This window comes from Microbispora sp. NPDC046933, assembly GCF_040644635.1.
GTDB lineage: Bacteria > Actinomycetota > Actinomycetes > Streptosporangiales > Streptosporangiaceae > Microbispora.
The window spans coordinates 303,073-317,971 of sequence record NZ_JBEYWW010000001.1 but is presented as its reverse complement, the minus strand read 5'-3'; the positions used below and the strand labels follow the sequence as shown (position 1 = coordinate 317,971).

The window sequence follows — 14,899 nt, the reverse complement described above, 5'->3', positions numbered from 1 at the left end:
GTCAGTAAAGCCTTGTGTCGATATGGCGATAGATCCACTCCCGTTGACAGGCGTATTCCTAACGGATAAGCATGGGTCGCCACTTCGCGCCACTTATGGCGGCGCAAGCTGGCCATAATGGAGTGAATTAGCAACAAACGGCAAGACCGTAAACAGATTCGAGCGGCCCGAAAACAGAAGGGCGGCCTCATCCCTGGGAGTCCCCCACCCATGAGGATCAGCGAGAAGACGTCGCAGGACGGCCGGGCATCCGCGCGGCCGGGCCTGTCCGGGCCGGCCTCACGGAAACTGCCCGTCCCGCCGAGGGAGCGCAAACCCGCGCTCGCCGCGCTCGCCGTCCTCCTCATCCTGGGCGGCGCGCTGGCCACCACGCTGCTGGTCATGCGCAGCGGCGACCGCGTCTCCGCCGTGCGGATCACCCAGCAGGTGGGTGCCGGGCAGCTCATCCCGCCCTCCGCGATGCAGGAGGTGCAGATCGCCGACACCGGCATCGACTACGTCCCCTACCGGTTCAAGGACCAGGTGGCCAAAACCTACGCCGCGGTGACGCTCCTGCCGGGCACGCTGCTCACCCAGCGCATGACCGCCACGACGACCGACCAGGTCGGACCCGGCAAGGCCAAGGTGGGCCTGTCGCTGAAGTCCGGCCAGATGCCCACCGACCTCAAATGGAGCGACGTCGTCCAGGTGATCTACGTGCCGGCGGCCGGCCGGGGGTCCGGCACCGCCCAGCAGAAGGTGCTGGCCACCGCCGCCCGCGTGGAGAGCGCCAGCCCAGGACGGTCCGGCGGCGGGCTGGTCACGATCGTCGTCGACACGTCGATCGCGCCCGTCATCGCCCAGTACGCCTCCAGCGGGGAGATCGCCCTCGTCACGCTTCCGGGGGTCAAGTGACGTGGCGCTGATCGTGCTCGCCGCCGACAAGGGGGCGCCCGGCGTGACCACCGCGGCGACCGCCCTCGGCGCCGTGTGGCCCCGCCCGGTGCTGCTGGCCGAGTGCGACCCCTCAGGCGGCGACCTCGCCTACCGGCTGCCCGGCGACGACGGGAGCGTGCTGAACCCCGGGCGCGGTCTGCTCAGCCTCGGGGCGGTCGCGCGGCGCGGGCTCCGCGCGGACCTGATCTACGAGCACACGCAGAGGCTCGTCGGCGGCCTCGACGTGCTGGCCGGCCTGACCAACGGCGAGCAGGCGGCCGGCCTCACCTGGCTGTGGGGCCCGCTCGGCCGGGCGTTCGCCGCCCTGCCGCAGGCCGACGTGCTCGCAGACTGCGGCCGGCTCGGGCTGCACCCCCAGATCGGCGACCTGGTGGCCGAGGCCGACCAGGTGGTGCTGTTCACCAGGGCCAGCCTCGACCACGTCGCCCACCTGCGCGAACGGCTGTCGCTCATCGGGCGGAAGGTCGGGATCGTGGTGATCGCCGACCCCCGGTCGTACCGGTCGTCGCTGGAGGAGATCCGGCGCATCGTCTCCGGCTGGGACGTCGCCTTCGTCGGCGGTCTGGCGTACGACCCGAAGGGCGCGGAACTGCTGCGCGGCCAGTGGGGCGGGCGGCTCGACCGCAGCCTCCTGATCCGTACGGCCAGGGAGCTGGCCACGCGCCTGGCCGCACAGCTGGCCGCGGGCGGTGAGACGGCGGCGCCGCCCGCCGTCGCGGTGAAGAGGGAGCCGGAGGTGCGCTCGTGAACTCCCAGCGGCGGCCCGTCGACCACGGTCTGGTGAAGCGGTTCCGGCAGGAGGTCGGCGACCGGCTGGCGCACCAGCGGCGGCTCGACCAGGCGAGCGGCGTGCCGCCGATGTCGGGGGAGGACGAGCGGCAGTTCGCCCGGGCGCTGATCGCGCAGGTGCTGGAGGAGTACGCGCGCGGCGAGATCGGTGTCGGGCGCACCCCGCCCACCGCCGAGGAGGAGGAGGCGCTGGCGGCGGGCATCCACGCCGCGCTGTTCGGCGTCGGCCGCCTCCAGCCGTTGCTCGACGACCCCGAGGTCGAGAACATCGACATCAACGGCTGCGACCGGGTCTTCGTCGGCTACGCCGACGGCCAGGAGCTCATGCACGACCCCGTCGCGGAGACCGACGAGGAGCTCATCGAGCTGATCCAGATCCTGGCGGCGTACTCGGGGCTGTCGTCGCGGCCGTTCGACACCGCCAACCCACAGCTCGACCTGCGCCTGCCGGACGGCTCCCGGCTGTCGGCCGTCATGGACGTCACCGTGCGGCCGGCGCTGTCGATCCGCCGCGCCCGCCTCGGCAAGGTGTTCCTCAGCGACCTCGTCGGGAACGGCACGCTCACCCCGGAGCTGGGCCGGTTCCTCACGGCGGCCGTGGCCGCGCGGAAGAACATCATGATCGCGGGGTCGACGAACGCGGGGAAGACCACGCTGCTGCGGGCGCTGGCCAACGAGATCCCGCCGCACGAGCGGTTGATCACGGTGGAGCGGGCGCTGGAGCTGGGGCTGGACCAGTTCCCCGAGCTGCACCCGAACGCGGTGGCGTTCGAGCACCGCCTGCCCAACGCCGAGGGGCAGGGCGAGATCACGATGGCCGAGCTGGTGCGGCGGTCGCTGCGCATGAACCCCTCGCGCGTGATCGTCGGCGAGGTGCTGGGCGACGAGATCGTCACGATGCTCAACGCGATGACCCAGGGCAACGACGGGTCGCTGTCGACGATCCACGCCAACTCCAGCATGGAGGTGTTCAACCGCATCGCGACGTACGCGCTGCAGGCCGAGGAGCGGCTGCCGATCGAAGCCACCCACATGCTCATCGCCGGGGCCATCGACTTCGTGGTGTTCATCGAGAAGCGCAACGACTACCACCGGGGAGGCACCCTGCGGCGCTACGTGTCCAGCGTGCGGGAGGTCACGGGCTGCGACGGGCGGGTGCTGTCCTCCGAGGTGTTCGCCATGGCGGGCGACCACCTGGTGCCGCACGCCCCGGTCTCCTGCGCCGACGAGCTGGCCGCCCACGGATACGACCCGGCGCGGGGAGCGTGGCGATGAGCGGCCTGCTGCCGGCGCTGCCTCCCGGCGTCCTCGACCCCCTGGTGCTGCTGGCCGGGGCGACGGCGGGCGGCGGGCTCTTCCTGCTCGCCCTGGCCCTGTATGGCCTGCGCCCCCGCCCGGCCACGCCGGACGGCCGGGCCGAGCGGATGCGCCTGCTGCGCGCCCTGTCCACGAGGTCGGCGATCGCGGCGGTGACGGGTGTCGTGGTGCTGGTGGTGACCGGCTGGCCGGTCATCGCGGCGGGAGCCGTACTGCTGGTCCTGGCCTGGCGGGGCTTCACCGGCGGCGCGGCGGAGGAGCGGGCCGCCATGCGCCGCCTTGAGGGCCTGGCGGCGTGGACGGAGTCGCTGCGCGACACGATCGCCGGCGCGGCCGGCCTCGAACAGGCCATCCCCTCCTCGATCCGGGCCGCGGCCCCCATGCTGCAACCGCACCTGCGGGCCCTGGTCGACCGGCTGCACACGCGGATGCCGCTCGCCGACGCGCTGCGGATGTTCGCCGACGAGCTGGACGACACCTCGGCCGACCTCGTCGTGGCGGCGCTGATCCTCAACTCGCGGCTGCGCGGGCCGGGCCTGCGCGACGTGCTGTCGGCCCTGGCGGTCTCGGCGCGCGAGGAGCTGGACATGCGCCGGCGTGTGGAGGCCGAGCGCAGGTCGACGCGCAAGAGCGTGCAGATCGTGGTCGGCACCGCCCTCGCCTTCGCCGCCGCGCTGGTCGTCTTCAACCGTTCGTACGTCGAGGAGTACAACTCCGTGCTCGGCCAGGCCGTGCTGGTCGTGGTGGCGGGCCTGTTCGGCGCGGGGTTCGCCTGGATGCGGCGGCTCGCCCGATTCGACAAGCCGGCCAGGATCCTGGCCCCGTACAACCGCCCGCGGCCCGGGGTGGTCGCGCAGGCGCAACCGCCGGCGGCGGAGGTGATCCGGTGATCGCGACGGTGCTCTGCGGAGCCGTGCTCGGCCTCGGGCTCTTCCTGCTGGTGCGGGCGCTGTTCCCGCCCCGGCCCGGCCTGACCGCCCGGCTCGCCGCGCTCGACCAGGCCCGCGACGGCAAGGGCGTGCCACGGGCGCCGTTGATCGCGCCCGAGGAGGAGGTCAGCGAGTTCCGCCGCATGCTCGGCCTGCGGCTGGCCCGGTTCTACGCGGCCCGGGGGTGGGAGGCACGGTCGGTCAAGGCCGACCTCGCGCTGCTCGGCAAGTCGTTCGAGGGGTTCCTCGCGACCAAGCTGCTGCTCGGGGTCTCGGGCCTGCTGGCGTTCCCGATCCTCGTCGGCTGGCTCGCGCTGATGGGGTGGGGCGTCTCGGTGCAGGTGCCGCTCTGGTCGGCCCTCGCCGTCTGCGTGATCTTCTTCCTGCTGCCCGACGTGCAGATCCGGCGGGACGCCGCCGTACGGCGCCGGGACTTCCGGCACGCCGTGGGCGCCTTCCTCGACCTCGTGTCGATGAACCTCGCGGGTGGCAGGGGCGTGCCCGAGGCGCTGATGATGGCGGTCGCCGTGGGCAGTCCCGTCACCACGCCAGGGGCGCTGAACGGCACTGTGCACGGCGCTGTGAACGGCGCTGTGAACGGCGCCGCCTCCGCTGTCGCCAACGGGGCCGCGAACGGTGCGGGGCCCGCCCCCGGCTCCAACTGGGCGATGGAACGCATCCGTGAGGCACTGGCCAACGCCCGGATCGTCGGCATCACCCCCTGGCAGGCCCTCGGCCAGCTCGGCGACGAGATCAACGTGGACGAGCTGCGGGACCTGTCGGCCGCGCTCGGGCTCGTGGCCGACGACGGAGCCAAGGTCCGCGCCTCCCTCACGGCCCGCGCCGCCACCCTCCGCCGCCGCGAACTCGCGGAGGTCGAGGGCAAGGCGGGCGAGCGGTCCCAGTCGATGCTCGTCGCCCAGCTCCTGCTGTGCGCGGGCTTCGTGATCTTCCTCACCTATCCCGCAGCCATGAAGATGTTGGGGGCCTGATGCTCTGGTTCCACTATCTGGTAGCCGTGCTCCACGTACGACTGGACCGCGCCAGGAACGCCCCGTCCAGGGGAGCCTCGGCGGTCGAATGGGTGATCATCACCGCCATCATCGCCGGAGTCGCGCTCGGCCTGGCCACGCTGATCAGGCAGTTGGTCGAGGAGAGGCAGGCCGACATCCAGAACAGCTTCAGCGGTGGCGGCTCCGGCGGGGGCGGCGGTGGTGGTGGCGGCGGTGGCGGGCAGTGACCGTGCAGGGCGTGACGACCGCGCGGGCATGGCGGCCATGCGGGAGGTGACGGGTGTCCGGCCCGTGACCGCCCTCACCGCCGTGCACCGCGTGCGCGGCGTGGCGGCCGTGCGCCGGCGCGACCGCGTGCCGTACGGCTCCCGGCCACGGCGGCCCGAGCGGCCCGAGCGCAGTCAGCGGGGCGGGCAGGCCGAGCTCAGCGAACGAGCCGGGCAGGTCGAACGAGCCGGGCAGGTCGAGCGGGTCGAGCGGGGCGGGCAGGCCGAGCGCAGCCAGCGGCCCGAGCGGGTCGAGCGCAGCCAGCGGGGCATTCGGGGCGGTCGGGTCAAGCGAGCCGGGGAGTTCGAGCGGGTCGAGCGGGGCGGTCAGGTCGGGCGGGTCGAGCGAAGTGGGCGGAAGGGACGGGGTGAGCGGGGCGCCACGGTGATCGAGCTCGCCATGCTCATGCCGATCGTGCTCGCCGTCGTGCTGCTGATCGTCCAGGTCACGCTCTGGTTCCACGGCCGCCAGGTGGCCGACGCCGCCGCGCGGGAGGGCGCGCGGATCGCCCGTGCGGGCGGCTCCGACGGCTGGCAGGAGGCGGCCGAGGGCAAGGCGCGGCAGATCGTGCAGGCGATCGGACCGCAGTTGCTGAAGAACGCCCAGGCGCAGGCGTGGGAGCAGGGCGACCAGCGCGGCGTGGAGGTCACCGGCAGCGCCGTCCAGGTGGTGCCGCTGCTGCCCGAGCTGACCTTCACGATCACGTCGCGCTTCGGCGGGCCCATCGAGTGCTTCCGCCCCGACGACGGCTCGGACGGCTGCGAATGACCCGGCCCCCGGCCACACCGGCCGGCGCGTCTCACACGACCGGAGCGACCCGCGCGCCCGGCCGGGGCCGGAGCGCGGGGGTGCACATGGGGGAGCATGTGGGGGAGCGCGGGTCGATGACGGCCGAGACGGTCATGCTGGCCCCGCTGTTCCTGCTGTTCCTGCTGTTCCTCGTGGGCGCGGGCCGGATCGTGGAGGCCCAGGGAGAGGTCAACGGGGCCGCGCGGGACGCCGCCCGGGCCGCCTCCGTGCAGCGCACCGAGGCGGAGGCCGAGTCGGCCGCGAAGGAGGCCGCAGAGGCCTCGCTCTCCGGCGACTGCTCGCCGCAGGTCGACATGTCCGGCACGGAGTGGGAGATGAGCCGCCCCGACCACCTGTCGGTCGTCCGGGTGACCGTGACCTGCGAGCTGAACCTCGACTTCCTCGGGTTCGGCGCGGCCAAGCAGATGTCAGGCACCTCGGTCGTGCCGCTGGAACGGTATCGGAGGGTGCAGTGACCCCGCCGCGTCCGTGTTGCGATTCTCCGGCTTCCGGCTCTCCGGCTTCCGGTTCCGCGTGCTGTGGTTCGCGCGTCCGCGTCCGTGACCGCGTTCGTGACCGCGTTCGTGACCGCGTTCGTGACCGCGTTCGTGACCGCGTTCGTGACCGCGTTCGTGACCGCGTCCGTGGTCGTGACCGCGTCCGCGTTCGTGATCGCCGAGCCGCCCCGTGTCTCGCCCGAGGCACCCTGCGTCTCCCGGTGCCGGTGCCGCGCACCCCCATGAGGGCGCGGTCCCCTGTCGGAGGCGGGCGTGCGGCGCACTCCGCCGCACGCGGGCGGCCGGGGGAGCGGGGCTCCATGTCGGTGTTCGTGGTCATCTTCTCGGGGGTGGTGTTCCTGCTGGCCGGGCTGCTGGTGGACGGCGGGGCCGCCATGAACGCCCGCCTCAGGGCGGCCGACATCGCCGAGCAGGCCGCCCGCGCCGCCGCCGACCAGATCGACGTCGAGACCCTGCGGGCCACCGGTCAGGTACGGCTGCTCGCCGACGAGGGTGCGGTGTGCGGCCAGGCCGAGCAGATCACGGCGGACCAGGGTGCCGACGGCGTACGCATGACCGAGTGCACCGTGGGCGGCGGCCAGGCGGACGTCACGGTGGCGGTGTCGGTCCACTGGGACGCCTTCTTCCTGTCCGCGCTGGGCTTCGCCGGCTCCGACATGGAGGCCGAGGCCACGGCCGCTCCTGATCCGGGGGACGCGTGACGGGCACGCGGCCGCCGGGCGGGCGGCGCGAGGAGTTCCACCGTGAGGCCCACCGTGAGGCCCAGCGGGGGTCTGGGCGCGGGGTTCCGGGAGGCGGCGCTACCGGCCGGGATCCGCGTGCCGGTCGCGAGGTCGCGAGAGGCGGCGCCCCCGGCCGGGATCCGCGGGCCGATCGTGGGGTTTCGGGAGGCGGCACCCCCGGCCGGGGCCCGCGACCACGTGCCGAGGGCATGCCGTCCGTGCTGGGGCCGCAGCGGGCGCCCGAACACTGGCACGACGACGGGCCCCGGCCCGTACGGCTGCGGACCCGGCGTACGGCCGGGGACTTCCTCGCCGGTCTCGGAGCGCTGGTCGCGCTGGTGGGCCTGGTGGGCGGCGTGCCGTACGCGTTGCTCCGGCTCGCCGGTCCGCCCGTCAGCGGCGACCTGCTGAACGCGGACCTGTTCACCAGCCACGTCGGCCCCGAGACGATCATCGCGATTCTGATCCTCCTGGTGTGGCTGGCCTGGCTGCAGCTGTTTCTGTGCGTGGTCGTCGAGGTCTACGCGGGGCTGCGGCGGGTCGGCATGCCGGCCAGGGTGCCGCTGTCGGGCGGCACCCAGGCGCTCGCGAATCGCCTGGTCTCCGCCGTGCTGCTGCTGTTCACCGCGACCGCCGTGGCGGTGCCCATCGCCCGCGCGGGCGCCCCGGCCCTGATCCGGCCGCAGGTCGCGGCGCTGTCGGCGCCGGTGCCGCAGGCCGAGGCGGAGCGACCGGCCCTGCACGCCAGGGAGGTCAAGAAGGTCTACGTGGTCCAGCCCCCGCACGGGCGCCACCACGAGAGCCTGTGGGAGATCGCGGAGAAGTGCCTGGGGGACGGGCGCCGCTATCCGGAGATCTACCGGCTCAACCAGCACAAGGAGCAGCCCGACGGCAGCCGGCTGCACATGGCCGACCTCATCCGCCCCGGCTGGGTGCTCGACATGCCGGACGACGCCAGGAACGTCCACATCGTGCCCGTCGACGAGGACCGGCCGGAGATCCTGAAGGAGCACCGCCACGCGCCCGTCGAACTCGACGGCGACACGCGGTACGCCGGGGGAGGGGCGACCGGCGGCGACGTCCACGCCGACCCGCGCACGACGGAGGACCGGCGCGCGACGCAGGACCCGCGTCCCACCACCGGTTCGCATACGGGTTCGCGCACCGGGGACACGATGGGAGGCGAGGGGGACACCACCCGCCCCGACGGTGCCGACCACCCGGGAGCGGGCGACGGCACCCGGCCGGGTGAAGCCGGCCGGCCCGGCGACGCGGGCCGTGAGCGGGGCACAGCGACCGCCGAGCCGGGGAAGCCGGGGATCGTGCTGCCGCCGCCCGCGATGCCGCAGGACACTCCGTCGGAGCCGAAGGGCCGGCCCGGCGATGCGAAGGACACTTCGTCGGAGGCGAACGGCCGCACCGGCGACGTGAAGGACACCCCCGCCACCGCCCGCGCGACGCCGACCCCGCGTCCGATCACCACGACCACCGCCCAGCCCGCCGCCGCGCCCGCGGAGGCGGGCGGCCACCTGGCCGCCGGCAAGGAGACCGCCGCAGGCGAGGAAACCGGAGAGCAGCAGGGCGGGCCGGTCCTCGCCGACTACCTGGCGGCCTCGTCGCTGGCGGCGGCCGGACTGCTGGCCCTGCTCGGCCGCAGGCGGCGGGAGCAACTGTGGCGCCGGGCCTTCGGCCGGCGCATCGCCCGGCCGCGCGGAGACGCCGCCGAGGCCGAGGTCGCCATCCGTCTCGGCGCGGACGCCCCCGGCAGCCGCATGCTCGACATCGGCCTGCGCCTGCTCGGCCGCCTGCTGGCCGACGCCGGCCGGCGCCCTCCGACGATCTACGCCGTCCACCTGTCCAACCGGGGTCTCGACCTGTGGATCCACCCGGCGGAACAGCACGCGCCCGAGCCGTGGGAGTCCTGCGACGACGGGCAGGTGTGGCGCCTTCCGGCCCACGAGGGACGCCGCATCGACGAGCACGCGCTGGCCGGAGTGCCCGCGCCCTACCCCGGGCTGGTCTCGCTCGGCACCGGACAGGGCGGCCGGGTCCTGGTGGACCTGGAGGCCGCTCACGGCGTGATCGCGATCACCGGGGCGCACACCGTCGCCGCCCTGTCGGCGCTCGCCGTCGAACTGGCGACCAACCGGTGGTCCGACCGGATGCGCATCACACTCGTCGGCTTCGGCGAGGAGCTGACCCTGCTCGCGCCCGAGCGGATCAGGACGGTGGGCAGCCTGGCCGAGGTGCTGCCGGAGTTCGAGGAGCGGGCCCGCCACGACGGCGACGTGCTGACCGGCCGGGTCCACAGCCGCGTGGCCGACCCCGCGTACACCCCGCACTACCTCCTGTCGGCCATCCGCCCCGACGAGGACGAGGCGCGCCGCCTGGCGCTGCTCGGCAAGGGCAGGCGTACGGCGAGCGGCTTCGTGATCGCGGGGGAGGTGCCGCACGCCACCTGGACGTGGGAGGTCACCGACGACGGCCGGGCCCGCGTGGACGCCCTGGGCCTGGACATCGAGGCCCACCTGCTGCCGCGCCGGCACTACGACGCCGTGATCAGCCTGTTCCGCACGGCCGGGCAGCAGGAGGGCGAGCCGCTCACGCCGGTGGTGGAGCGGCTGAGCGAGGAGCCGCCCGCCATCGAGGTGCGCGTCCTCGGCCCGATCGAGATCAGCCCGGTGAACCCGCTCGAAGAGGGCCGGGCGGCCCTCGCCCACGAACTCGTCGTCTACCTGGCCACGCATCCGGACGGAGTCCACCCGGCCGTGCTGACCGGCGTGCTGTGGCCGCGCGGCGTGCAGCTCGCGGTGCGCGACGCCACGATCGCCCGGGTCGCCGAGTGGCTCGGGCGCGACTCCGAGGGACGCCCCCACCTGTTCCTCGACCGGTCCGGGCGCGTGCGGCTCGGGCCGGAGATCCGTACGGACTGGCGGCTGTTCCAGGACCTCGTACGGCAGGCAGGCGAGTGGGCCGACGCCGCCAGATTCGACGGCGCCAAACCCGGTGCCGGTGACGTGGAGGCCGACCTGCTGGAGCGTGCGCTGAAGCTGGTGCGCGGCCCGCTGCTGAACGGCAGACCGCCCGACCGGTACGCCTGGCTGGCGGCCGACCCCCTGGAGTACGACGTGACGGCCTGGGTGGCGGACGCGGCCCACGCGCTGTGCGAGATACGGCTGGCCCGCCACGACCCGCACGGTGCGGTGGCGGCGGCGCGGGCCGGGCTGCTGCTCGCGGCGGACGACGAGGGGCTGTGGCGCGACCTGCTCCGGGCGGCGCACGCCACCGGGGAGCCGGTCCGGCTGCGGGCGGTCGTCGACGGTCTGCTGCGCCGCGCCACCTCCCACCCGTACGGCGGCGGGATGGCGCCGGAGACGGAGGCACTGATCGACGAGTTGCTGCCCGACTGGCGCCGGACCGTCTCCCCCGACCTCAGAAACCCAATGGACCTCAGGAATCCGACGGACCTTCGAACCCCACGTCTCGCCTGATGGGAGCCCCGATGCCAGGGACGTCCCCCTCCCGATCATGCCGATCCCCGCATAGCGCTGGCTCGTCCCCGGCGGCCGTTCCTAGTCTGACAACGGCGGGGGTGACAACAGCGGGGGATCGCGTACTGCGGAGGACCCCGGTGATGCGTCCAGGACTCGCCCCGGCCTGCGGGCTGCTGCTGTCGGCCTGCGCGCTGCTCGTCTCGGCGTGCGCCCCGCCGGACGCGGACCGCGGCTTCACCCCGGGCGGCGGCGTGGAGCCGGCCGCGGCGACGGCCTCCGGGCCGCCGGGCCGGCAGCCGGGCACCGAGACGGTCACGGCGGCGCCCGGCCTGACGATCGAGATCGAGTGGCCGGACGAGCCCGACCCGGAGCGGTCGGCCGTGATCAAGGCGTTCGCCGGCGACTTCACGGCACAATGGCGGGCCGTCGGCACCTCCGGCGGGGACCGCTCGTACGTGAAGGGGATCGACGCCGAGTCGTCCGCGTACATGGACGCCGTCACCTGGGTGCACGGGTTCCTCAAGGACGACCAGTCGGCCCGGGGCGTGGCCAAGCTCTACGCCCTGCGGGTGCCCGCCGTCGTGGGGCGCGGGGCGGAGGCCGACGGCTGCGTCGACCTGACCGGCGTGCGGCTGACCGACCGGGAGGGCACCCCGCTGGCCCGTCAGCCCGCCTGGCTCAAACGCCCGCGGGCGGTCTTCCTGCAGACCGCCGGCCTGGGGCGTGGCGACGACGGCGTCTGGCGGATCCGGCTCTACCACCATGCGGACTATCCGGACGAGCGCGCGAAGGAGTGCGTGCGATGAGGGCCATTGTTGCGACGTCCCTGCTGGCGGGGGTCTTGCTCGCGGTGTGCGCGCCGCCCGCCGCCGCCGACCCGGACGTCGGGCCGCGCGGCGAGGCGTTCCAGCACGGCAACACGGCCGGCGTCAGGCTGACCAACTCACAGATCGGCCTGTCCGGCAACGGGCTCGGCGGCAAGAGCGACGGCTACCGGATCCCCCAGCCCTGCTGGTATGAGCCGAACCTGGGGGCCGAGGACATGCGCAGGCTCCAGGTGCAGGAGAGGAAGCAGGCGGTGGAGGCGGGGGTGGACTACGACGTCGACATCGAGAAGTACAGCAGCAAGCTCGGCGAGAAGGGCCGGTGGTGGGGCGTCGCCTACGACGCCGGCAACCCGGAGGGACCGTCGTGCGCCGCCGGACGCGAGCCACTCGTCTGGGTGCCCGAGGGAACCACCCCCGCCGGAGGCATCACGCTGCAGCAGCTCATGCAGATCGCCCGGGCCGCGCTGACCGTGCCGGAGCCGAAGATCAAACTGAGCCCGGACGCCAAGAGCTACGTCAACCTGCCGACCTGGGTGTGGCTGGACGGAGCCGAGACCGCCCCTCGGTCCGTCACCGCCACGCTGCCGGGGGTCATGTCCGCGACCGTCACGGCGACGCCCGGCAGCATCACGATCCACCCCGGCACCGACGACAAGGACCGGGCCATCGTGTACAAGGGGGGCTGCGGCACCACCGGCAAGCCGTACGTGAAGGGCGCGGACAAGGGCGACGCCGACCCTCCGTGCGGCGTTCGTTATCTGCGTGCGTCCATCGACCAGCCGCGCAAGGTCTACACGCTCACCGTGACGAGCGTCTGGAACGTCGTCGGCAACGGCAACCAGGGCGGCCAGGCCGTCCCGTTCCAGTACGACCCGATCCAGGTCTCGGCGACCAGGGACGTGCCCGTCGGCGAGGTGCAGACCATCGTCAAGGAATGATCCGCCCTGTCCGCACCGTCGGGCACGGCCGGCGGGCCGCCATCCAGGACCAGCCCGACGAGGTCAGGCGCGGGACTCGTGGGCGAGGAGCCACTCCTTGACCGGGGTGCCGTAGTAGTAGCCGCCGTAACCGCCGGTCGAGGGCAGCACGCGGTGGCAGGGCACGAACGGCGCGATCAGGTTCTGCGCGCAGGCCGACCCCGCCGCCCGCGCGGCCGTCCTGGGCAGCCCCGCCTTCTCCGCGAGCTGCGCGTACGACACGGTGGTCCCGGCGGGCACGGCGCGCAGCGCCTCGTACAGGCGCTGCCTGGTGGCGGTGCCGGGCTGCTCGGCGGGGACCCGGTCGAGCGCGTCGATCTTCCCGTCGAGGTACTCCCGTACGGCCTCGGCCGCGTCGCCGAGATCGCCCTCCCGCAGGGGCAGCGCCCGCAGGGAGGGTGAGAGCCGGGCGAACATCTCGCGGGGGTCGGCGGTGAAACCGGCCGCGACGAGCACGCCCTCGCGGGCGAGCAGGGCGAGGGGGCCCACCGGGGTGGGCACGGTCTGCGTGATGATCATCTGTCGCGTCCTTCTGCTGACGTGTCTGTGGTCGAGGTGCGGGGATGTCCGGAGTGCTCGTGGCTCGGGTGGCGGAGGCCGAGACGCGGACGGTTCAGGTGGTGGAGGCGTGGTTCCACAGATGCAGCGCGGCGTACGCGCGCCAGGGCCGCCACCGCTCGGCCTCGCCCGCGGCGATGCCGAGCCGTTCCATCGTCCTGCGCAGCACGAGGTCGCCCTCGGGCCACGCGTCCGGGTCGCGCAGCGCGCGCAGCGCGATGTAACCGGCCGTCCACGGGCCGATGCCGGGGATCTCCAGCAGCCTGGCGGTGGTGTCGGCGGGATCGCCCGCGCCGTCGAGGTCGATGGCGCCGGAGGCCACCGCCTCGGCCAGCGCCCTGATCGTGGCGACCCTGCGGGTGGTGAGCCCGAGGCCGTCCAGGTCGGCGGCGGCGAGCCGGTCGGCCGTGGGGAACAGCAACGGGACCTGGCCCGCTCCGGCTGCGTCAGACCGCGCGCCGGTTCCGCCCATCCCCTCCGCGTCCCGTGGCCCGACGCCGTCGCTCACCCCGGTCCCGGCGTCGGCGGTCGCGTCGGGCGCCGACGGGACGGCGGGCAGGCCGGCCCGGGCGGCGATGCGGCCGAGCAGGGTGCGGGCCCCGGCCACCGAGATCTGCTGCCCGACCACCGCCCGGACCGCCAGTTCGAACCCGTCGTACGCTCCCGGCACGCGCAGCCCGGGACGGGCCGCGACCAGCGGCGCGAGCGATGTCGAGCCGAGGATCTCCCGCACCGCCCCCGGGTCGGCGTCGAGGTCGAGCAGGCGGCGGCAGCGTGCCACCAGCCGGGAGAGCCGGTGCGTCTCGGTGGTCCGCACCGTGAGCCGGACGTGGCCCGCGGCGGGCCGCAGCGTGATCGAGCCGCCGGGGACGGCCCGCGTGTAGGCCGTCACGTCGTCCCCCGACCGGCAGACCGCCTCCACCGAGGGGATCGCCCGGGCGGCGAGGAAACGCAGCACCGACTGCGCGTCGTACGGCTCCCGGTGGCCGAGCCGCAGCGTGAGCCCGGTCGTGAGGGCGACAGGACCCCCCTTCTCGTGCACCGGCCCGTTGGTCCTGCGCAGCTCTCCCGGCGCGAAGCCGTACGACTCCTTCATGGCCGCGTTGAACTGGCGTACGCTGCCGAACCCGGCGGCGAACGCGACGTCGGTGATCGGCAGGGTGGTCTCGGTGAGCAGTTGCTTGGCGAGCAGCAGCCGCCGGGTGCGGGCGACGGCGAGCGGGCCGGTGCCGAGTTCGGTGGCGAACAGGCGGTGCAGATGCCGCTCGGTCACGTGCAGGCGGCGGGCCAGCCCGGCCACGCCGGACTCGTCGGCCACTCCGTCGTCGATCAGCCGCAGCGCGCGTCCGACCAGGTCGGCGCGCACGTTCCAGCCGGGGTCGCCGGGGCTGAGCTCCGGACGGCAGCGGCGGCAGGGCCGGAACCCGGCCGCCTCGGCCGCCGCCGCGTGGCGGTAGAACCGGACGTTGGACCGGGCGGGAGTGCGGGCGGGGCAGATCGGGCGGCAGTAGATGCCGGTGGTGGTGACAGCCGTGTAGAAACGCCCGTCGAAGCGGGAATCCCGCGCGGAGACGGCGAGGTAGCACGCGTCGAAGTCGAGCTGTCGTGTGGTCACGCACATGACGTTATGCGCTGGCCACCGATGTGGGCTGGCGGAAATCGGACGCGGCCGTCAGGATGCCCCGACAACACCCAGACAACGCCCCGACAACACGGAGGGGTCTCGCGCGAGACCGGGCGCCACGTGCCGGGAGTGCTCCCGC

15 protein-coding genes are annotated in these 14,899 nt (G+C 74.1%); 13 read left to right on the top strand and 2 right to left on the bottom strand.

The genetic code is table 11. From position 1 onward, the window contains the following. Nucleotides 1–210: 210 nt before the first annotated feature. The 13 genes from ABZ857_RS01375 (at nt 211) to ABZ857_RS01315 (ending at nt 12,539) form a co-directional block, all read left to right on the top strand. Nucleotides 211–894 carry a hypothetical protein gene (locus ABZ857_RS01375; RefSeq protein WP_357035620.1) on the top strand — a complete coding sequence of 228 codons (684 nt, stop codon included), beginning with the start codon at nt 211–213 and terminating at the stop codon, nt 892–894. A gap of 1 nt (nt 895) precedes the next feature. Next, a complete protein-coding gene (locus ABZ857_RS01370) occupies nt 896–1,684 on the top strand; it encodes a hypothetical protein (protein WP_357035617.1) in 789 nt (262 codons plus the stop codon). Further along, nucleotides 1,681–3,000: an ATPase, T2SS/T4P/T4SS family gene (locus ABZ857_RS01365; protein WP_357035614.1), complete on the top strand. Its 1,320-nt coding sequence runs from the start codon at nt 1,681–1,683 to the stop codon at nt 2,998–3,000. Before ABZ857_RS01370 ends, ABZ857_RS01365 begins: the two co-directional genes overlap by 4 nt. Further along, nucleotides 2,997–3,932: a type II secretion system F family protein gene (locus ABZ857_RS01360; protein ID WP_357035611.1), complete on the top strand. Its 936-nt coding sequence runs from the start codon at nt 2,997–2,999 to the stop codon at nt 3,930–3,932. Before ABZ857_RS01365 ends, ABZ857_RS01360 begins: the two co-directional genes overlap by 4 nt. Beyond that, on the top strand, nt 3,929–4,963 hold the full coding sequence (locus ABZ857_RS01355; RefSeq protein WP_357035608.1) for a type II secretion system protein: 1,035 nt from the start codon (nt 3,929–3,931) through the stop codon (nt 4,961–4,963). The genes ABZ857_RS01360 and ABZ857_RS01355 overlap by 4 nt, the downstream gene beginning before the upstream one ends. Beyond that, complete coding sequence (locus ABZ857_RS01350; protein ID WP_357035605.1) at nt 4,963–5,211, top strand: hypothetical protein; 249 nt, start codon at nt 4,963–4,965, stop codon at nt 5,209–5,211. The genes ABZ857_RS01355 and ABZ857_RS01350 overlap by 1 nt, the downstream gene beginning before the upstream one ends. Next, the gene (locus ABZ857_RS01345) at nt 5,198–6,019 is read left to right on the top strand and encodes a TadE/TadG family type IV pilus assembly protein (RefSeq protein ID WP_357035603.1); all 822 of its coding nucleotides are present in this window, start codon (nt 5,198–5,200) and stop codon (nt 6,017–6,019) included. The genes ABZ857_RS01350 and ABZ857_RS01345 overlap by 14 nt, the downstream gene beginning before the upstream one ends. Nucleotides 6,020–6,105: 86 nt before the next feature. Beyond that, entirely contained in the window at nt 6,106–6,516 is a 411-nt protein-coding gene (locus ABZ857_RS01340) for a TadE/TadG family type IV pilus assembly protein (protein ID WP_357035600.1), read from the top strand. Between the two features lie 84 nt (nt 6,517–6,600). Further along, nucleotides 6,601–6,783, top strand: a complete 183-nt coding sequence (locus ABZ857_RS01335; protein ID WP_357035597.1) for a hypothetical protein — start codon at nt 6,601–6,603, stop codon at nt 6,781–6,783. A 74-nt stretch (nt 6,784–6,857) separates the two neighbouring features. Next, nucleotides 6,858–7,259 carry a pilus assembly protein TadG-related protein gene (locus tag ABZ857_RS01330; protein WP_357035594.1) on the top strand — a complete coding sequence of 134 codons (402 nt, stop codon included), beginning with the start codon at nt 6,858–6,860 and terminating at the stop codon, nt 7,257–7,259. A 230-nt stretch (nt 7,260–7,489) separates the two neighbouring features. Beyond that, nucleotides 7,490–10,771, top strand: coding sequence for a hypothetical protein (locus ABZ857_RS01325; RefSeq protein WP_357035592.1), 3,282 nt, complete (start codon nt 7,490–7,492; stop codon nt 10,769–10,771). A gap of 143 nt (nt 10,772–10,914) precedes the next feature. Then, nucleotides 10,915–11,580, top strand: a complete 666-nt coding sequence (locus ABZ857_RS01320) for a hypothetical protein (protein ID WP_357035589.1) — start codon at nt 10,915–10,917, stop codon at nt 11,578–11,580. Continuing rightward, the gene (locus tag ABZ857_RS01315; RefSeq protein ID WP_357035586.1) at nt 11,577–12,539 is read left to right on the top strand and encodes a hypothetical protein; all 963 of its coding nucleotides are present in this window, start codon (nt 11,577–11,579) and stop codon (nt 12,537–12,539) included. The genes ABZ857_RS01320 and ABZ857_RS01315 overlap by 4 nt, the downstream gene beginning before the upstream one ends. 63 nt (nt 12,540–12,602) lie before the next feature. Here the strand turns inward: ABZ857_RS01315 and ABZ857_RS01310 are convergent, their stop codons facing one another. Both ABZ857_RS01310 and ABZ857_RS01305 read right to left on the bottom strand, forming a co-directional pair. Further along, nucleotides 12,603–13,097, bottom strand: coding sequence for a methylated-DNA--[protein]-cysteine S-methyltransferase (locus ABZ857_RS01310; protein ID WP_357035583.1), 495 nt, complete (start codon nt 13,095–13,097; stop codon nt 12,603–12,605). Nucleotides 13,098–13,191: 94 nt separating this feature from the next. Next, nucleotides 13,192–14,751 (bottom strand): Ada metal-binding domain-containing protein, encoded by a 1,560-nt coding sequence (locus ABZ857_RS01305; RefSeq protein WP_357035580.1) that lies wholly within the window; start codon nt 14,749–14,751, stop codon nt 13,192–13,194. Nucleotides 14,752–14,899 lie beyond the last annotated feature (148 nt).